General features: G+C 38.2%; 14 protein-coding genes. 5 read left to right on the top strand and 9 right to left on the bottom strand.

Annotated elements, in window-relative coordinates:
• Nucleotides 1–88: 88 nt before the first annotated feature.
• From rpsG to parE, 8 genes are all read right to left on the bottom strand, one after another.
• Nucleotides 89–559 (bottom strand): 30S ribosomal protein S7, encoded by a 471-nt coding sequence (gene rpsG / locus ACGH47_RS08500; protein ID WP_065559623.1) that lies wholly within the window; start codon nt 557–559, stop codon nt 89–91.
• A gap of 99 nt (nt 560–658) precedes the next feature.
• On the bottom strand, nt 659–1,033 hold the full coding sequence (gene rpsL, locus ACGH47_RS08495) for a 30S ribosomal protein S12 (protein WP_025316630.1): 375 nt from the start codon (nt 1,031–1,033) through the stop codon (nt 659–661).
• A gap of 301 nt (nt 1,034–1,334) precedes the next feature.
• On the bottom strand, nt 1,335–2,645 hold the full coding sequence (locus ACGH47_RS08490) for an NCS2 family permease (RefSeq protein ID WP_411599797.1): 1,311 nt from the start codon (nt 2,643–2,645) through the stop codon (nt 1,335–1,337).
• Between the two features lie 543 nt (nt 2,646–3,188).
• A complete protein-coding gene (locus ACGH47_RS08485; RefSeq protein WP_065559625.1) occupies nt 3,189–4,757 on the bottom strand; it encodes a TerC family protein in 1,569 nt (522 codons plus the stop codon).
• A 142-nt stretch (nt 4,758–4,899) separates the two neighbouring features.
• Nucleotides 4,900–6,342, bottom strand: a complete 1,443-nt coding sequence (locus tag ACGH47_RS08480) for a TrkH family potassium uptake protein (protein ID WP_411623236.1) — start codon at nt 6,340–6,342, stop codon at nt 4,900–4,902.
• A 14-nt stretch (nt 6,343–6,356) separates the two neighbouring features.
• Nucleotides 6,357–7,208 carry a co-chaperone DjlA gene (gene djlA, locus ACGH47_RS08475; protein ID WP_411623201.1) on the bottom strand — a complete coding sequence of 284 codons (852 nt, stop codon included), beginning with the start codon at nt 7,206–7,208 and terminating at the stop codon, nt 6,357–6,359.
• A gap of 1 nt (nt 7,209) precedes the next feature.
• On the bottom strand, nt 7,210–9,438 hold the full coding sequence (parC, locus tag ACGH47_RS08470; RefSeq protein WP_411623200.1) for a DNA topoisomerase IV subunit A: 2,229 nt from the start codon (nt 9,436–9,438) through the stop codon (nt 7,210–7,212).
• Between the two features lie 27 nt (nt 9,439–9,465).
• Nucleotides 9,466–11,355, bottom strand: coding sequence for a DNA topoisomerase 4 subunit B (gene parE, locus ACGH47_RS08465; RefSeq protein WP_411623199.1), 1,890 nt, complete (start codon nt 11,353–11,355; stop codon nt 9,466–9,468).
• A gap of 234 nt (nt 11,356–11,589) precedes the next feature.
• On the opposite strand from parE, the gene ACGH47_RS08460 reads away from it, so the two are divergent.
• From ACGH47_RS08460 to ubiA, 5 genes are all read left to right on the top strand, one after another.
• The gene (locus ACGH47_RS08460; protein WP_267360599.1) at nt 11,590–14,037 is read left to right on the top strand and encodes a DMSO/selenate family reductase complex A subunit; all 2,448 of its coding nucleotides are present in this window, start codon (nt 11,590–11,592) and stop codon (nt 14,035–14,037) included.
• Between the two features lie 14 nt (nt 14,038–14,051).
• The gene (locus tag ACGH47_RS08455) at nt 14,052–14,672 is read left to right on the top strand and encodes a DMSO/selenate family reductase complex B subunit (protein WP_267360597.1); all 621 of its coding nucleotides are present in this window, start codon (nt 14,052–14,054) and stop codon (nt 14,670–14,672) included.
• A gap of 1 nt (nt 14,673) precedes the next feature.
• A complete protein-coding gene (locus ACGH47_RS08450) occupies nt 14,674–15,513 on the top strand; it encodes a dimethyl sulfoxide reductase anchor subunit family protein (protein WP_411623198.1) in 840 nt (279 codons plus the stop codon).
• 61 nt (nt 15,514–15,574) lie between these two features.
• On the top strand, nt 15,575–16,135 hold the full coding sequence (locus ACGH47_RS08445; RefSeq protein WP_411623197.1) for a molecular chaperone TorD family protein: 561 nt from the start codon (nt 15,575–15,577) through the stop codon (nt 16,133–16,135).
• A 108-nt stretch (nt 16,136–16,243) separates the two neighbouring features.
• Nucleotides 16,244–17,074: a 4-hydroxybenzoate octaprenyltransferase gene (ubiA, locus tag ACGH47_RS08440; RefSeq protein WP_411623196.1), complete on the top strand. Its 831-nt coding sequence runs from the start codon at nt 16,244–16,246 to the stop codon at nt 17,072–17,074.
• Between the two features lie 132 nt (nt 17,075–17,206).
• Here ubiA and folP read toward each other — a convergent pair whose 3' ends face one another.
• Nucleotides 17,207–18,043: a dihydropteroate synthase gene (gene folP, locus ACGH47_RS08435; RefSeq protein WP_065559634.1), complete on the bottom strand. Its 837-nt coding sequence runs from the start codon at nt 18,041–18,043 to the stop codon at nt 17,207–17,209.
• Nucleotides 18,044–18,103: the final 60 nt, after the last annotated feature.

The raw sequence follows: 18,103 nt of genomic DNA, 5'->3' as shown, positions 1-18,103 counted from the left end.
GTTTGCTTAATAAAATATCATTTAGGTTGACTGACAGTAGATATGTGCTGTCAGTCTAATTTCAAGCCACTTAATACGAGTGGAAAAATTACCAACGATAGTGTGCAAACGCTCTATTAGCCTCAGCCATACGATGAACATCTTCGCGTTTTTTCACAGCAGTGCCTTTGTTTTCAAAAGCATCCATAAGTTCATTCGCAAGGCGTAGAGCCATTGATTTATCGCCACGTTTACGAGCAGCTTCTACAATCCAACGCATTGCAAGTGCATTACGACGAACAGGGCGCACTTCAACAGGAACTTGGTATGTAGAACCACCAACGCGACGAGACTTAACTTCTACAGTTGGTCTTACGTTATCTAGTGCAACTTCGAAAGCTGCTAAGTGGTCTTTTCCACTACGCTCAGCTAATTTATCAAGAGCTGAATATACGATTGATTCTGCGATAGATTTTTTACCATCTATCATTAAAATATTTACAAATTTCGCCAGCAAATCTGAACCGAATTTCGGATCAGGTAGAATTTTTCTTTGACCGACAACATGACGACGTGGCATTGGAATACTCCGTTTATATGTTATAAATTTTCAGGTTTACCCAAAACTCAAATGAGTTAAATGGAATTATATAGTTTGGCCTTACTTAACGGAGTTCCATTAAGCTTTAGGTCGTTTTACACCGTATTTAGAACGGCTTTGTTTGCGATCTTTAACACCTGCGCAGTCTAATGCACCACGAACAGTGTGATAACGAACACCAGGTAAATCTTTAACACGACCACCGCGGATTAAAATCACGCTATGTTCTTGCAAGTTATGACCTTCACCACCGATGTAAGAAGTAACTTCAAAACCGTTGGTTAAACGTACACGGCATACTTTACGTAATGCTGAGTTAGGTTTTTTCGGTGTAGTCGTGTAAACACGAGTACAAACACCGCGTTTTTGCGGGCATGCTTCAAGTGCAGGAACGTTACTTTTAACTTCCTTAAGTGCTCTTGGTTTGCGTACCAGCTGATTAATTGTTGCCATTAATAAGCTCCTGATTAATTAAAATAAATTTAAAATTGCATTTTAGATACGTAATTAATAACTGTAGACCAAAACCTAAATATATAAGTTTTGGGTCGCAAGATTCTAGACCTCAACAAGGATAATGTCAAGTTTTTGCTCGCATTTAACTATCGAACATAGACTTTATTCATTGGTAAGAAAATGCCCAATAAATGAGTAATAAAAAGTTTCACTTTTTAAGTGTACGCCAACTGAAAGGGGGATATATTAGTTAAAGATTGAGGGGTTCCTCACCAATAGCATTGATGAGGAATGACGATTAATGATGATCGATAAAGATAAATTTAAGTGCAAATAGTACAGCAAAAATGATGACACAAAGATTGAGTTCTTTAAATTTACCGGTAAAGGTTTTTAATACCACATAAGAGATAAAACCAAGTGCAACCCCTTCAGTAATGGCGAAAGCAAAAGGCATCATTAAGGCAGTAATAAAGGCAGGTGTTGCGTCAGTTAAATCAGACCAGTTAACTTTCACTAAACTTGATACCATTAAGATTCCCACAAATATTAGTGCGCCAGATGTTGCATAAGTCGGAACTAAATGCGCTAAAGGTGATAAGAATGTCATCATTAAAAATAAAATCCCAACGACAACAGCAGTTAAACCGGTGCGACCACCTACGGAAATACCCGCTGAACTTTCAATGTAAGTGAGAACTGATGAAGTCCCAAAAAGCCCACCAAGTGAAGAGCTGAAACTATCAATTAATAATGCTTGACGCATTTTAGGAAAGCGTCCTTTTTCGTCTGAAATGCCAGCTTTGTCGGTCAAGGCTAAAATCGTACCTGATGAATCAAATAAGCTGACGATCATGACGGAAAATATCACGCCCATTATACCGATATTAAGCGAACCGGCTAAATCAACATGACCGACAACGCTTGAAACACTTGGTGGAATAGAGGCGACGCCTTCATAATGAATATTAGGATCCAGCCACAGAGCAAGCAATGTGACCACGAGAATAGAAATTAAAACCGCTGCATGGAAGTTGCGCGCAGCTAAAATAATAATAATGAAAAAACCCAGAGAACCTAATAAGACTTTAAGAGATAGAATATTGCCTAAGGTTAATAATGTTGATGGAGAACTAATCACAATCCCCATATTTTGAAAACCCATAAACGCAATAAACAGTCCAATACCCGCACTGATACCAACACGTAAACATTGTGGAATATGTTCTATTAGCCAATGGCGAACTTTAAAAAGGGATAGTGCAAAAAAGATTAACGATCCCCAAAATATTGCGCCCATTCCCACTTGCCAAGAATAGCCCATTGCGCCACACATGCCATAGGCAAAAAATACATTGAGTCCCATAGCAGGTGCCAACGCTATCGGTAAATTAGCAAACATGCCCATTAAAATCGATGCAAAGGCTGTTACTAAACAGGTTAATACAAATACTGCTGAGGTGTCCATGCCTGTTGCTGACAAAATGGAAGGATTAACAAAGATGATATAGACCATAGTAAGAAATGTCGTACATCCTGCAATCACTTCAGTACCAATGGTGGATTTTTTTGCTTTCAATTGAAATATTTTTTCGAATATTGAATTCATAAGTTAAGGCCTAGTTTAGGTTAATAATAATGAATATTTGTATAATGCCATAACCACACTTTTGCTTATCATTAGTCAAGCGTGATAATTGTGGTGATTTGCTTGCTTATACAGTACAAAATTCACTGCATTATTATTACTGGTTCTTTTAACAGGTCAAGCATTATTCTGCTCAGCCTTTATTGATAAATATCCGTATTAAAAACTGACTTTAATAGTAAATTTCATATAGTCATTAAGTTGCGATGATGAAATAGTAAATCCTGATTAAATTAATCATAATTTATCTGCGTATTTTATAGCAACTTTAAATAGATAGTAGGATAAGTATTTCCCTGTTTTGGGCTAACTCATCTGTTTATAGCGTAATGGAGACAAATCTAATCACTTGTTATTGTTTTGTTAGAAAACGAAAATAATCCTTAAAACCAATTGTTCAACATATAATGTTGGATTTTTAAAGAGGATAAAGAATATTGAATGTTTTTTTAAGATATCGTAACGCATTAATAATGAGTTACGATTGTGTATGCCCTTGGTTCATTAAATTGAATCAAGTTTGTTCAAAGTAATTTTAACTTTTAAAATACGATGGCTTTCAATTTCAGCTATTTCAAATAGGTAATCACCTATTTGCATGGTCTCACCGACTTCAAGCAAATGCTGTGCCTTTTCCATCAATAATCCTGCAAGAGTATGGTATTCACGTTTATCATCAATTGGGATTGGGACAAATCGAACCAACTCTTCAACCGGAATATAGCCATTGGCAATCCACGTATTATCATCCAGACATTGAATATCATGTTTGGCGTCAATTTCTTCCTCTTCGGTTGGAAAATCGCCAGCGATAGTTTCGATGATGTCGGTGACTGAAACCACGCCTTGCATGGAACCAAATTCATCAACCACAAAAGCAAAATGGGTTTTGGCTTTTTTAAATTGTTCTAACGCAACAAGTAACGATACCGTCTCGGGAAAGATTAGCGGTTGCTTAATTAACGAGTTAATATCGATTGGCTCTTTATTTTGCAAAACATCTTTTAACAGGTCGTTAACTTGAATAATGCCTAAAGGTTCATCAATCGACGCATTATCAGTCACGACTAATCGTGAATGAGGATTTTCAAAAATCTCTTTCAAAATTGTTTCACGGTCGTCATTGATATTGACCATATCAACATCTAACCTTGCAGTCATAATACTGCTGACCGATCGCTGTGCCAGTCCAAGGACGCGTTCAACCATGTTGAGTTCTTGATGGTTAAAGACAGATTCTTTTTTATTGTTATCTGACACCGTATCAATTGTGTGAGTATCCGGATCTTCTTCAACATCGCCTTTCAGTAGATGTAAGATCGCTTCGGCAGTCCGTTCTCGCAATGGTTTTTTATTCAATGCTTTACGACGATTGAATATGGCTAACTGATTAAAAAACTCAATCATGATTGAAAAACCAATAGCGGCATATAAGTAGCCTTTTGGAATGGCAAAACCAAATCCTTCCGCAACTAAACTAAAGCCGATCATTAATAAAAAGCTCAAGCAAAGAATAACAATGGTGGGATGCGAATTGACAAAATAGGCTAACGGTTTACTTGCGACCATCATAATGCAAATTGCCACACAAACGGCAATAATCATGACTGGAATATTTTCAACCATACCGACTGCCGTAATCACAGAATCGAGAGAAAACACGGCATCTAAAATAACGATTTGAACAACGACAGTCCAAAAGTGTGAGGTTTTTTTCGATTTTCCTTCTTCGTGAGCTGCACCTTCAAGACGTTCATTGAGTTCCATGGTGGCTTTAAACAGTAAAAATATGCCTCCCACTAACATAATAAGTTGGCGGGCATTGAAACTAATACCAAACGCTGTAAATAGTGGTGTCGTGAGTGTGACTAACCAACCGGTGAACATTAATAAAATAATGCGAGTAATTAATGCAAAAGCAAGACCAGTGATGCGTGCTTTATCGCGTTGGTGTGGTGGAAGCTTCTCGGCAAGAATGGCAATAAAAACAATGTTATCAATACCAAGGACGATTTCAAGTACAATCAGGGTGGATAAACCAATCCAGATCGTAGGATCCATGATCCATTCCATATGTCAGGTGATTACCTCTAATAAACACAGCACATGCTGCGTTCTAATTTTCTATGTAATTGACTAAATAATCAATAAAATATTTATGAATTTTGCATAATTTGGCAAAAAGTTTTATTTTTATGGGTGGTTGAGTTTAAGGTTAACTTCGCCAAAATGTTGGTGTAAAAAGGACTAATAATGTAAATATTTCTAGTCGTCCAAATAGCATATCGACCACCATCACCCATCTCACAACATCACTGACATGGGCAAAATTATCACTGACACTACCAAGCCCAACACCTAAATTATTCAGTGAAGAGGCAACAATATAAAATGAGTCGGTTGCATCAACGCCTGTTGCCATGATGATAAATAAACTAATTAGAAAAACTAAAGCATAAGCAGAAAAGAATCCCCAAACTGATTCGATAATTCGTTCAGGTACAACTCGATGATTTAGTTTTAAGGTATAGATAGCGTTTGGATGGATTAATCGTTTTAGCTCACGCGAACCTTGCATAAATAAAAGTAGTACTCTGACCACTTTTAAGCCACCTCCTGTCGAACCGGCACAACCACCAATGAACGAGGCACAAAGTAGAAAAATAGGTAATGATGAAGGCCAAGTATTAATATCATCTACAGAAAATCCTGCTGTCGATGATATGGACACGACTTGTAATATGATTTTATCAATACTAAGGCGATGAGGTTTATAGAAAAAGATAACCACTGCGCATATGGCGATCAGTATCAATAGAATGAAAATAAATGTTCTAAACTCTTGGTCTCGCCAGTAAACTTTTATTGAAAAACCGCTTAATGCGGCAAAATGGAGCGCAAAGTTACAGCCAGATAAGATTAAAAATAGGGTAACAATATAGTTGATTGCCGGGCTATTAAAGTAAGCCAGATTATCATCATGGGTGGAAAATCCCCCCATTGAAATCGTTGAAAAGCTGTGAGAGATAGCATCAAATACATTCATGCCTGCACACCACAAGCAGATTGCGCATAGTGTGGTAAGTAGAATATAGATTGACCAAAGGGTTTTTGCTGTTTCCGCAATACGTGGGCGCATTTTACTGTCTTTTTGTGGGCCGGGAATTTCAGCACGATAAAGTTGCATCCCCCCGACACCTAGTAATGGTAGGATAGCAACCGCTAACACGATTATCCCCATTCCGCCAAGCCATTGCAGTAATTGTCGATAAAACAGTAATGCTTTAGGTAAATGGTCTAACTTGACAATGGTGGTTGCCCCCGTTGTTGTTAGACCAGAAAAGGATTCGAAAAATGCTGTTGTTAAATTTAAATTAATGTGATTATCAAAAATAAATGGAAAAGCGCCAATTGTGCCTAATACGACCCAAAAAAGTACCACAATAAAAAAGCCTTCACGGGTGTTAAGTTCGTGACGTTGGTGTCGATTTGGTAACCACAACAAGCCGCCTAAAATCAAGGCAGCAAAAAAAGAACGAAGAAATATCGCACCAGCGCCATCACGATAAATTAATGCGACTAGAGCAGGTAATAACATGAAAACAGATAATAATGTTATTAATAATCCTACAATTCGAATAATTGAACGCCAATGCATCATCGTTGTTGTCTCTATTTGAATCCGCGCGATACTTTTATGAGATCATAAGCAGCTTGAATCTCTTGAGCGCGTTTTTTGGCAGCTTCAAGCATCTCTTTAGGTAAGCCTTTTGACACTAACTTATCGGGATGATGCTCATTCATTAGTTTTCGATATGCTTTTTTTATTTCTGTAATTTCGGCTGATGATTCGATACCTAAAATTTTGTATGCATTTTGTAGATCTGATTGTGCTGAACGACCTTGATAGCCCTGATGTTGATGATTTTGTTGATATTGGTAATGCTGATCTTGGTATTGATTTTGGTGATGACCATTTTGACGAAAATGGTAGCTTCCCATCATCATTTTAATATACATGGTCATTTGTTGACGAGGAATATTAAATTCTTCTGCCACAATATACAATATTTGTGACTCTTTTTCATCTAAATGACCATCAACCAGTGCCGCTTGAATGAGTTGTTCACAAAAAATATTTAACACATTACGTCGAAAGCGGTATTGAATATATATCTCTTTTAAACGAGCTCGAAGAGGATAATCCGCAGCTTTACCTCGATTAAATGAGTCTTGCGCAAGTCGTCGACTGTTGCTATCAAGTTGTAGTCTATCCATAAAATGGCGTGCAAGATTGATATCATCTTGTGTGACCACACCTTTTGCTTTACTGAGATGACCAAGTACTTCAAAAACAATGGTTAAATATAATGTTGGATTGGTTTGACTTCTTTGTTGGTTTAGCTTGTTACAAAAGGTTTGATAGAGCATTGGACCAACAAAAAATCCAAGTACATAACCCCATCCCGATTTTAATACAATGCTTAATACAAAGCCTGTAATAATCGCCCAAATAAAAGACATACTATTTGTTTACCTCAATTCGATCTATTTTTTGTAGCCCACGTGGTAAAGCGCTACCTTTACGAGCACGTTCTGCCCTAAATTTTTGTAAATCAACAGGATTTAGGGTAAGTTTGCGTTTGCCAACATATAAGGTGATGGATGTTTCCGGTGTAATTAAAATCATATAAGCAAGGCTGTCATCTGCATTGGATAATGAGATTATTTTGTTTCCTTTGCCTTTTGCCAATTCGGGGAGATCTTTTACAGGGAAAATAAGCATCCGTCCTGCTTGGGTAATGGATAAAAGTAAGCTTTCATCATTTGGAATTTCAATAGGCGTGAGTACTTTCGCATTATTCGGTAGATTAATTATAGCTTTACCGTTTCGGTTACGTGCGACTAAATCATTAAATTGACATATAAATCCATACCCCGCACTTGAGGCAAGTAAAAATTTTTGATTGTCATTCGCTGACATCAACACATGCTCAACATTTGCACCAGCAGGTAATGCTAATTTACCCGTAAGTGGTTCGCCTTGTCCTCGCGCTGAAGGTAATGTATTGGGTTCAATAGCATAGCTACGGCCCGTAGAGTCAATAAATACCACAGGTTGATTACTTTTTCCTTTTGCGGCCGCTTTAAAACTATCGCCAGCTTTGTAACTCAGTCCAGTTGGATCAATATCATGACCTTTAGCCGCTCTTACCCAACCCATTTCAGATAAGACAATGGTCACCGGTTCTGATGGTATTAGTTCTTGTTCGGTAATGGCTTTTGCTTCACTGCGTTCAACAATTGGAGAACGGCGTTCATCCCCGTATTTATCAGCGTCTTGTTGAAGCTCTTTTTTTATTAAACTATTTAATTTTCTAGGCGAACCAAGTAATGTTTGCAGCTGATCACGCTCTTTAGCGAGATCACTTTGCTCACCTTTGATACGCATCTCTTCAAGTTTAGCTAAATGGCGAAGTTTTAACTCTAAAATCGCTTCAGATTGGATTTCAGTTAAATTAAACCGTTGCATTAACTCTGTTTTAGGATCATCTTCATAGCGAATAATCTCAATGACTTCATCGATATTCAAAAAGGCGATAAGTAAACCATCTAAAATATGAAGGCGTTTTAATACTTTGTCTAAACGATAGTTTAAACGTCTGGTTACCGTATTACGACGATATTCTAACCATTCAGTTAAAATCTCAACTAACCCTTTGACGGATGGGCGATTGTCTAGCCCAATCATATTCATATTGACCCGATAGCTTTTTTCCAGATCGGTTGTGGCAAACAGGTGATTCATGACCTGTTCTAAGTCAACACGATTAGAGCGAGGTACAATGACGAGTCGTGTTGGATTCTCATGATCAGATTCATCACGTAAATCTTCAATTAATGGTAGTTTTTTGGCACGCATTTGCGAGGCAATTTGTTCTAAAATTTTCGCACCAGAAACTTGATGTGGCAGATCAGTGATAACGATATCGCCTTCTTCTTTTTTCCATACAGCACGCATACGAATTGAGCCACGTCCCGTCTTATAGATTTTTTCTATATCTTGTGGTGGGGTGATGATTTCTGCTTCAGTTGGAAAGTCAGGCCCTTGTATGTGAGCCATTACTTCGCTTAGCGTGGCTTTCGGATTATCTGCCAGCATAATCGCTGCATTGGCCACTTCACGAATATTATGGGGTGGGATGTCGGTCGCCATCCCAACAGCAATACCTGTAGTACCATTTAATAGAATATTCGGTAATCTGGCCGGTAACATTTTCGGTTCTTGTAATGTACCGTCAAAATTAGGAGTATAATCGACCGTACCTTGTCCTAACTCGCCTAATAGTAGTTCGGCATATTTGGAAAGGCGTGATTCGGTATAACGCATTGCAGCAAAGGATTTTGGATCATCTGGCGCCCCCCAGTTACCTTGTCCGTCAACTAATGGATAGCGGTAAGAAAACGGTTGTGCCATCAATACCATTGCTTCATAACAGGCGCTATCACCATGTGGATGATATTTACCTAAAACGTCACCGACAGTACGCGCTGATTTTTTAAATTTAGCCTGAGCGTTAAGCCCTAGTTCTGACATGGCATAAACAATACGGCGTTGCACTGGTTTTAAACCGTCACCAATAAAAGGTAGTGCACGATCCATAATGACATACATAGAGTAGTTTAAATAAGCGCTTTCTGTAAAGGTACGTAGCGACTGAACTTCTACTCCGTCATGAGTTATCTCACTCATTATTGTTCCTCTAAATCATTCTTTATGTTAGACATCAAGTTGGACTTGGTCACCTTTTTCTTGCAACCATTCACGGCGATCTTCCGAACGTTTTTTAGCAAGTAGCATATCCATTAACGCTATTGTTTCTTCTGAATTATCTAATGATAACTGAACTAGACGGCGAGTATTCGGATCCATCGTTGTTTCACGCAGTTGCAGTGGATTCATTTCACCGAGACCTTTAAAACGTTGTACATTTGGTTTGCCTTTTTTCCGTTTAAGTTGATCTAAAATTCCTTCTTTCTCTTCTTCATCTAAGGCGTAATGGACTTCTTTACCAAGATCGATACGATATAATGGTGGCATAGCAACAAAAACATGTCCGTGTTCGACCATTGCACGAAAGTGACGAACAAATAGCGCACAAAGTAGGGTGGCAATGTGTAAACCGTCAGAATCGGCATCGGCTAAAATACAGATTTTACCATATCGTAATTGGCTTAAATCATCACTATCAGGATCAATACCAATCGCGACCGAAATATCGTGGATTTCTTGAGAACCAAGGACTTCATCCGATGAGACTTCCCAAGTGTTTAGAATTTTACCTTTTAATGGCATTATCGCTTGATATTCCCGATCTCGAGCCTGTTTAGCTGAGCCACCTGCGGAATCGCCTTCCACTAAAAAAAGTTCAGTTCGACTTAAGTCTTGTGATGAACAGTCCGCTAGCTTGCCCGGTAATGCCGGACCGCTAGTTAATTTTTTACGAATAACTTTTTTTGAAGCTCTTAATCGTCGTTGTGCACTGGAAATCACCATTTCCGCTAGTAATTCAGCGGTTTGTACATGCTGATTTAACCACAAGCTAAAGGCATCTTTAACAATGGCAGATACAAATGCAGCACTTTGTCTGGATGATAAGCGCTCTTTGGTTTGTCCTGCAAATTGTGGCTCTTGCATTTTTACTGATAACACATAAGCACAGCGTTCCCAAATATCATCAGCCGTCAATTTTATGCCACGTGGTAACAAATTACGAAATTCACAAAATTCGCGCATTGCATCAAGCAGTCCTTGGCGTAAACCATTGACATGGGTACCACCTTGCACAGTAGGAATTAAGTTAACATAGCTTTCTGTTAACAGTTCGCCACCTTCCGGCATCCACAAGAGTGCCCATTCAACGGCTTCTGTATCACCGGTATGGCTGCCAGTAAATGGCTCTTCCGGTAGTAGTGAGTAACCACTGACGGATTCCATTAAGTAATCTTTTAAGCCATCTTGATAACACCAGCGTTGTTCGGTGTTATTAATTTTATCTTTAAAGATAATTTCAAGACCAGGACAAAGTACCGCTTTTGCTTTGAGTAGATGAGATAAACGGGGTACTGAAAATCTTGGTGAATCAAAATATTTTTCGTCTGGCCAAAAGTGAACTTTTGTGCCCGTGTTACGACGTCCACACGTACCAGTTACATGAAGATCTTCGACTTTTTCGCCATTTTCAAACGCAATTTGGTATACTTGACCATCTCGGTTAACGGTCACTTCTACCCGTTTAGATAGCGCATTAACAACTGAGATACCCACACCATGAAGTCCACCAGAGAATTGATAATTTTTATTAGAAAATTTACCGCCAGCGTGTAAACGGCAAAGTAATAATTCAATAGCTGGTACTCCCTCTTCGGGATGAATATCAACAGGCATACCTCGCCCATCATCAATGACTTCTAATGAATTATTTTCATAAAGCGTGACTTTAACTTGACGAGCATGACCGGCTATTGCTTCATCGACACTATTATCGATAACCTCTTGCCCTAAATGATTTGGGCGAGCCGTGTCAGTATACATGCCTGGACGATGACGAACAGGATCGAGCCCTTTTAAGACTTCAATATCAACAGCGTTATAAGTAGATTGTGACATAGTTTTTCTATTTATTCGAATAAATGACCTTATTATACCAATCTTTCTTTAAGATGCATGAAATTAAATTTATAATGAAAAGCAAATTCAGTATTTTTACCAAGTATTTATTGAGAATAATTGTTATTACCTTAATTTATTGATAGTTAAAAGACGGTTTATGCCGTTTTCTATTTTATCAGCCCATCTAAAGTATTATGATAAATAAATCCCAAATAGACATAAGGGAACAAAATGAGCAAGTCAGATAATAAGATAACCCGACGAGATTTTTTACAAAAATCGTTAGCAATTGGGAGCGTTGCGGCATTAGCCAATACCATTCAATCCCCATTTGTGTACGCAGAACCTAACGTTAATGACAATGATAGTCTTGCCAGTTCGGATAATGAGGAAAAAATCGTCTATAGTGCTTGTTTAGTTAACTGTGGTAGTCGCTGTCCTCTAAAAGTCCATGTGAAGAATGATATTATTACTAAAATTTCTTCGGAAGACGGCATTAATGATCCTGTCTTTGGCCTACATCAAATTCGTCCTTGCTTGCGAGGAAGAGCGGTACGTTGGCGAACTTACGATCCTGAGCGTTTAAAATATCCTATGGTGCGAGTGGGTAAGCGTGGTGAAGGTAAATTCAAACGTATTTCATGGAATGAAGCAATCGCTTTATTGGCAAATAAACTCAAGTATACCATTAATCAATATGGCAACGAGTCTATTTATTATCAATATGGTACAGGTACTACAGGTGCAAATATTTCTGGGCGTAGTGCTTGTAAGCGATTCTTGAGTACGATTGGTGGTTACCTTAATTATCATGGTGATTATTCAAGTGGTCAAATAACCGCTATTCAACCTTATATTTATGGCAATGCAAAAGAGTCGTTAATAGACCAAATTAAACACTCTGATCTAGTGGTAATGTTTGGACAAAATATTGCTGAAACCAGAATGTCGGGTGGAGGGCAGGTGACCGAGCTATTCAATGCATTATCACAAAGTAAAGCAAGGGTGATTATTATTGATCCAAGGCGTAGTGAAAGTGTTGTGGGTTACAATGCTGAGTGGATTCCAATAATTCCTGGAACGGATGCCGCTTTAGTTGCTGCAATCGGTTATGCTTTACTAGAAGAAGATAGAATTGATGATGCAATGCTCAATCAATATTGTGTAGGCTGGAATGCTGACTCATTACCCGACAGTGCACCGCCTTTTAGTGATTTTAAATCTTATATTCTTGGATTAGGTGATGACAGAACGCCTAAAACCCCTGAATGGGCAGCTAAAAAGACCGGTATTCCAGCTAAACAAATTCGTCAGCTTGCATTAGATATTGTCAATGCTAAAGCAGCATGGATTTCTCAAGGTTGGGGGGCTCAGCGTTGGCAAAATGGTGAGCATACTACCCGTGCAATTATGATACTGCCAATTATCACGGGTCAGTTTGGTAAACAAGGTACTAATATCGGAACTTGGGGCGGAAGCGTGACTTATCCGGTTCCTGGTCTGAATCTGTTAAATCCGATTAAAACCAGTATTCCATTTTTTTTATGGACAAAAGCGATTGAAGAACCGCAGAACATGACAGCTAAAAATGCTTATATACTGGGTAAAGATAAATTGGATGTTGGTATCAAGTTTATCTGGAGCTATGCCAGTAATGTAATTGGTAATCAGCATGCCGATCTCAATCGAACCCATCAGATTTTACAAGATGAATCAAAATGCGAATTTATCTTGGTTTGGGATACGCATATGACCGCTTCAGCAAGGTATGCCGATTTGTTATTACCTGATGTGTCGTCAGTGGAAAGTCATGATTTAATCAATAATTCCTATGCATCGGGCGCTTATCACTATGTGATTCGTATGCAACAAGCCATTAAGCCACTTTGGGAAAATCGTCCGGCTTATGATGTGCTAACCGAATTGTCTGAAAAAATGGGCGTTAAAGATAAATTTACGGAAGGACGAACACAAGAGGAGTGGATAGCGTATAGTTATGAAAGAATGCGCAAACAAAATCCTGATTTACCGTCTTTTGCCGAAACAGACGGTATGGGGGTTATTGATCGTAAATTAGCCGATAGTGATAATCACATTGCTTTAAAAGCATTTCGCGATGATCCCGTTAATCATCCGTTAAATACCCCATCGGGCAAAATTGAAATTTATTCTGAAGCTTTAGCAAAAATTGCTCGTGAATGGGAATTTGAGCAGGACGATAAACTTTATCCTATCCCAGCTTATTTACCCGCAATTGAAGGAAGCGAAGATAAGCTGAAACAAGAAAAATACCCGTTACAGTTAATTGGATTTCATATTAAAGGACATTGCCACTCGTCTTATAGCAATCTCCCTCAATTGCGTGAGGCTGTTGCCAGTAGTCTGTGGATCAATCCTATTGATGCTCAGCAGAGACACATAAAGCATGGTCAATTAGTCGAAGTTTTTAACGATCGCGGTCGATTATATATACCTGCAAAAGTAACGCCACGTATATTACCCGGGGTGATTGCCATTCCACAAGGGTTGTGGGCAAAAACCAATGCAGTGGGTATCGATATTGGGGGGTGCGTCAATCGATTAACTTCATTGCGTCCTTCGGTATTGGCAAAATCAAATTCACAACATACCAATTTGGTTGATATTAAACCAATATCCAGTATGTCTTCGGCATCATAAGTCACAGGGAGATGATGAAAATGCAATATGGATTCTTTATTGATTCTTCCAAATGTACCGGATGTAAAACCTGCCAAGTCAGCTGTAAAGACGAGAAAGATAATGCCCTTGGGGTGCATTTTCGACGAGTCTATGAATATGGTGGTGGCACATGGCAGCAAGTAGCTGGAATTTGGCAGAATGATACATTTACTTATTATTTGTCGATCGCCTGTAACCATTGTGATGAGCCGACTTGCGTACAAGGCTGCCCTACGGGGGCAATGCACAAACGCAAGCAAGATGGCTTAGTGGTTGTCAATCAAGATGTGTGTATCGGGTGTCGGTATTGTGAAATGCGTTGTCCTTATGGTGCACCACAGTATGATCATCAAAAGCGTGTCATGTCAAAATGCGATGGCTGTTATGAACGTGTCGCCGAAGGATTAAAGCCCGTGTGTGTCGAATCTTGTCCGCAACATGCTTTAGATTTTGACGAGATAGGCAAATTACGTGAACGTTATGGTAATGAACGTAATATTGCCCCTTTGCCTAATGCTGAGCTAACTAAACCCAATATTGTGATTAAACCCCATGCACAAGCTAAGAGTTCGGGTGATACATTGGGTAAAGTGCTCAATCCAGAGGAGGTTTAATATGCATGAATTACCACTCGTTTTTTTTACGGTATTGGGGCAATTATCTGCGGGAATGGTATTGCTGAGTAGCTTGTCTTGTTTCATCAATCATTCACAAGCTAAACAAGTTATTAGACAAAAAATTAATGGGTTAGCACTGCTTTTTATGGCTCTTGGTATGCTTATTGCCTCATTCCATTTGGGGCATCCTATGCGTGCCTTCAATGTGATTTTGGGTATCGGTCGTTCGCCAATGAGTAATGAAATTTTTACCTTTAGTGTATTGTTTGGAGTTACGCTTGTATCCTTGTTACTCAATTATTTTGCTCTTAATCCCAATAGTGAAAAACTTGATATGATTAAGCCGCTTTGTTTAAAGATAAATCGCATCCCTTATATAAATCAACTATTAGCGATCGTGTTGATGATACTAAGTTTAGTGTTTGTTTGGACGATTGTTTTAACGTATAGATTACCCACAGTGAAAACGTGGGATACTGTTTATACATCGATTCAAATGTATCTAACGATGCTGGCATTAGGTGGTATTGCTAGTGCTAGGGTTGGGCTATATCGATTAGGAATAGGTGCTTTTATTATTGGCGTTTTATTAATTGTGCTGTCAAAAGTACCTTATTTTAATTTAATGACTTCAATCAGTCCGGCGCTGGCTAATGCGCAATTGAGTTGGATGATAATCGAGTGTATTTTGTTAATCGTGGCGCTAATGTTGATTATTTTTAGTTGTTGGCGAACAAAACATATGACGATACTTTGTACTACAGCCTTTGCTTGTACTTTTTTGGGGGAGGTTTGTGGACGCATTGCATTTTATAATTTATGGACAATACCGCTATAATCATTGAAGCTAATAACTCATAGCAAATTAAGTCATTTTATAATGAATAAGAGAGATAAGATTGGATAATCTAACTACCGCCACCTTAGCAAAAATCATTGGGGCATTTTTTTACTATTCTCCTCGAAGTGAAACCGTCAAACCGTTGATTGAGGCTTTACTCCATATCGATCAGCTTGCTAATTGGCAAAATCCCAAATTAATTTGTCAGCAATGTCAAAGATTGGCGGCAGAATTATCCCATCAAGATCTTGATTATCAATTTTCACTGTTATTTGAAGGACAAGGTGAAATGCTTGCCCCACCTTGGGGATCGGTCTATTTGGATCAAGAAAAGTTATTAATGGGGGAATCACAAGAACGTTATCGTGAATTTTTACAGCAACAAGGGTTAATGCTGTCTACTGGTATGAATGAGCCTGAAGATCAGTTTGGATTAATGTTAATGGCATTTGCATTACTGCTGGAAAAAAATCAGCCACAAACAGCAAAACAATTATTAAATGAACATTTATTTACGTGGTCTACTTACTATTTAAACCAATTAAAACATAATCAAATTAGTCCATTTTATGCTGCTCTTGCCGTTATTGCAGAACAATATTTAGAGATGCTTAAATGAGCCTGCTTGTTAATTGTAGCAATTAATTTGACTCAATTATTGAGAGCGTTACAGTTTTTGAAGGAAAAGGTATAATTTACCCATTGTTATATAAGATAGAAATCAGATATGTTAGCTTATTTACAACTTATGCGGTTAGATAAACCAATTGGAATCTTGCTATTGCTTTGGCCAACTATAACGGCAATTTGGCTTGCCAATCCTCATCCGCCCGTTGAACTTATTGTTATCTTTGTGATAGGTGTTGTTGTGATGCGAGCGGCAGGATGTGTGGTAAATGATTATGCCGATCGCCATTTTGATGCGCATGTGGAGCGAACCCAACACCGTCCGTTAGCGCAAGGCATATTAACCGCAAAGAATGCTTTATGGACATTATTGATATTGTTGTTAATGGCTGCTTGTTTATTATTCTTTTTAAATACTTTGTCGTGGATGATTGCTGGCTGTGCATTGTTAACTGCAATGATTTACCCGTTTATGAAGCGTTATACCTACTTTCCGCAAATAGTATTAGGGATTGCATTTAGTTGGAGCATTCCAATGGTCTATGCGGCCACAATTGAACAGTTCCCGTTAACCTGTTGGTTATTGTGTTTGGCAAATATTTGTTGGACAGTTGCTTATGATACGGAATATGCCATGGTTGATCGCAATGATGATATCAAAATTGGCATTAAATCAACGGCTGTTTTGTTTGGGCATTATGATAAATTGATAATTGGCATTTTACAGATAATAACGGTGATTTGCTTGATAATTATTGGTTTGAATCATCATCTGTCTTTTATTTACTATAGTGGAATATCGATCATGTCGTTACTGTTTCTTTATCAACAATGGTTAATAAACGATCGTGATAGAACTCGATGCTTCAAAGCTTTTCAAAATAATAATTATGTTGGTTTAGTGATGTTTTTAAGTGTTGTTATTGCTTAATAATTATTAGAAACAGTAATACCAAAAGTTGAAAATTCTTAAGAATAAAACAAAAAGGGATTTTTATCTTATTTGTCTAAAAATTCCCTTTTTAACAAAATAACGGCTTATTTTGTTGAAGTTAAACCCCGTTTATTCCTGTTCAGCTAAAGTAGCTTGAACAATTCGCAGTGCATCAAAGGTTTCTTTTACATCATGTACTCGAATAATCTGTGCACCCTTCATCGCTGCAATTACTGCACAAGAAACACTACCTAACATACGTTCTTTAGGCGGAACATTTAATACTTGTCCAATCATGGATTTTCGAGACATGCCAACTAATAGCGGTAAATGAAAGTGATGAAATTTTTCAAGTGTTGCTAGTAATCGATAATTGTGTGCTAATGTTTTACCAAAGCCAAAACCCGGATCAAGAATAATTTTTTCTCGCTCAATCCCTGCATTGATGCAACGATTGATATGTTGGGCAAAAAATTGATCGACTTCTTGATAGATGTCTTGCTGATAATGTGGCGCATTTTGCATAGTTTGAGGATCGCCTTGCATATGCATAATGCAAACTGGTAATCCTGTTTGGGCTGCGGCTTCGACTGCACCAGACTCTGTTAATGCACGAATATCATTAATTAAATGGGCTCCTGCTTTTGCCGACTCTATCATGACTTGAGGTTTAGAGGTATCAACAGAAATCCAAACATCAAAATAGCGAGCCACTTTTTCAACTAAAGGCACCACTCTATCTAGCTCTTCTTCAACTGATACAATGGCTGCACCAGGGCGTGTTGATTCGCCGCCTATATCAATAAATGTTGCGCCTGCTTGTATCATATTATCAACTCGACGCATGGCATCATCAAGATTGTTATAATTACCGCCATCAGAAAACGAATCCGGCGTCATGTTTACGATACCCATTACTTGAGGAAAAGAGAGATCCATAATTTGATTGTTGAAACGAATTTCCATGATTATGCCTTATTTAAGTCATCTGCTACTCAATTTTGCTATCGTTAAACTTAGTTATAA

Origin of the sequence: Gilliamella sp. CG16, assembly GCF_046635785.1 — a bacterium.
In the GTDB taxonomy this organism is placed as follows: Bacteria; Pseudomonadota; Gammaproteobacteria; order Enterobacterales; family Orbaceae; genus Gilliamella; species Gilliamella apicola_I.
This window is presented reverse-complemented; position numbering and strand designations above follow the sequence as displayed.

Bases quoted from the DNA above. Each gene is read 5' to 3' on its own strand.
- rpsG (WP_065559623.1), bottom strand. From the start codon at position 559: ATGCCACGTCGTCATGTTGTCGGTCAAAGAAAAATTCTACCTGATCCG.
- rpsL (WP_025316630.1), bottom strand. From the start codon at position 1,033: ATGGCAACAATTAATCAGCTGGTACGCAAACCAAGAGCACTTAAGGAA.
- ACGH47_RS08490 (WP_411599797.1), bottom strand. From the start codon at position 2,645: ATGAATTCAATATTCGAAAAAATATTTCAATTGAAAGCAAAAAAATCC.
- ACGH47_RS08485 (WP_065559625.1), bottom strand. From the start codon at position 4,757: ATGGAATGGATCATGGATCCTACGATCTGGATTGGTTTATCCACCCTG.
- ACGH47_RS08480 (WP_411623236.1), bottom strand. From the start codon at position 6,342: ATGCATTGGCGTTCAATTATTCGAATTGTAGGATTATTAATAACATTA.
- djlA (WP_411623201.1), bottom strand. From the start codon at position 7,208: ATGTCTTTTATTTGGGCGATTATTACAGGCTTTGTATTAAGCATTGTA.
- parC (WP_411623200.1), bottom strand. From the start codon at position 9,438: ATGAGTGAGATAACTCATGACGGAGTAGAAGTTCAGTCGCTACGTACC.
- parE (WP_411623199.1), bottom strand. From the start codon at position 11,355: ATGTCACAATCTACTTATAACGCTGTTGATATTGAAGTCTTAAAAGGG.
- ACGH47_RS08460 (WP_267360599.1), top strand. From the start codon at position 11,590: ATGAGCAAGTCAGATAATAAGATAACCCGACGAGATTTTTTACAAAAA.
- ACGH47_RS08455 (WP_267360597.1), top strand. From the start codon at position 14,052: ATGAAAATGCAATATGGATTCTTTATTGATTCTTCCAAATGTACCGGA.
- ACGH47_RS08450 (WP_411623198.1), top strand. From the start codon at position 14,674: ATGCATGAATTACCACTCGTTTTTTTTACGGTATTGGGGCAATTATCT.
- ubiA (WP_411623196.1), top strand. From the start codon at position 16,244: ATGTTAGCTTATTTACAACTTATGCGGTTAGATAAACCAATTGGAATC.
- folP (WP_065559634.1), bottom strand. From the start codon at position 18,043: ATGGAAATTCGTTTCAACAATCAAATTATGGATCTCTCTTTTCCTCAA.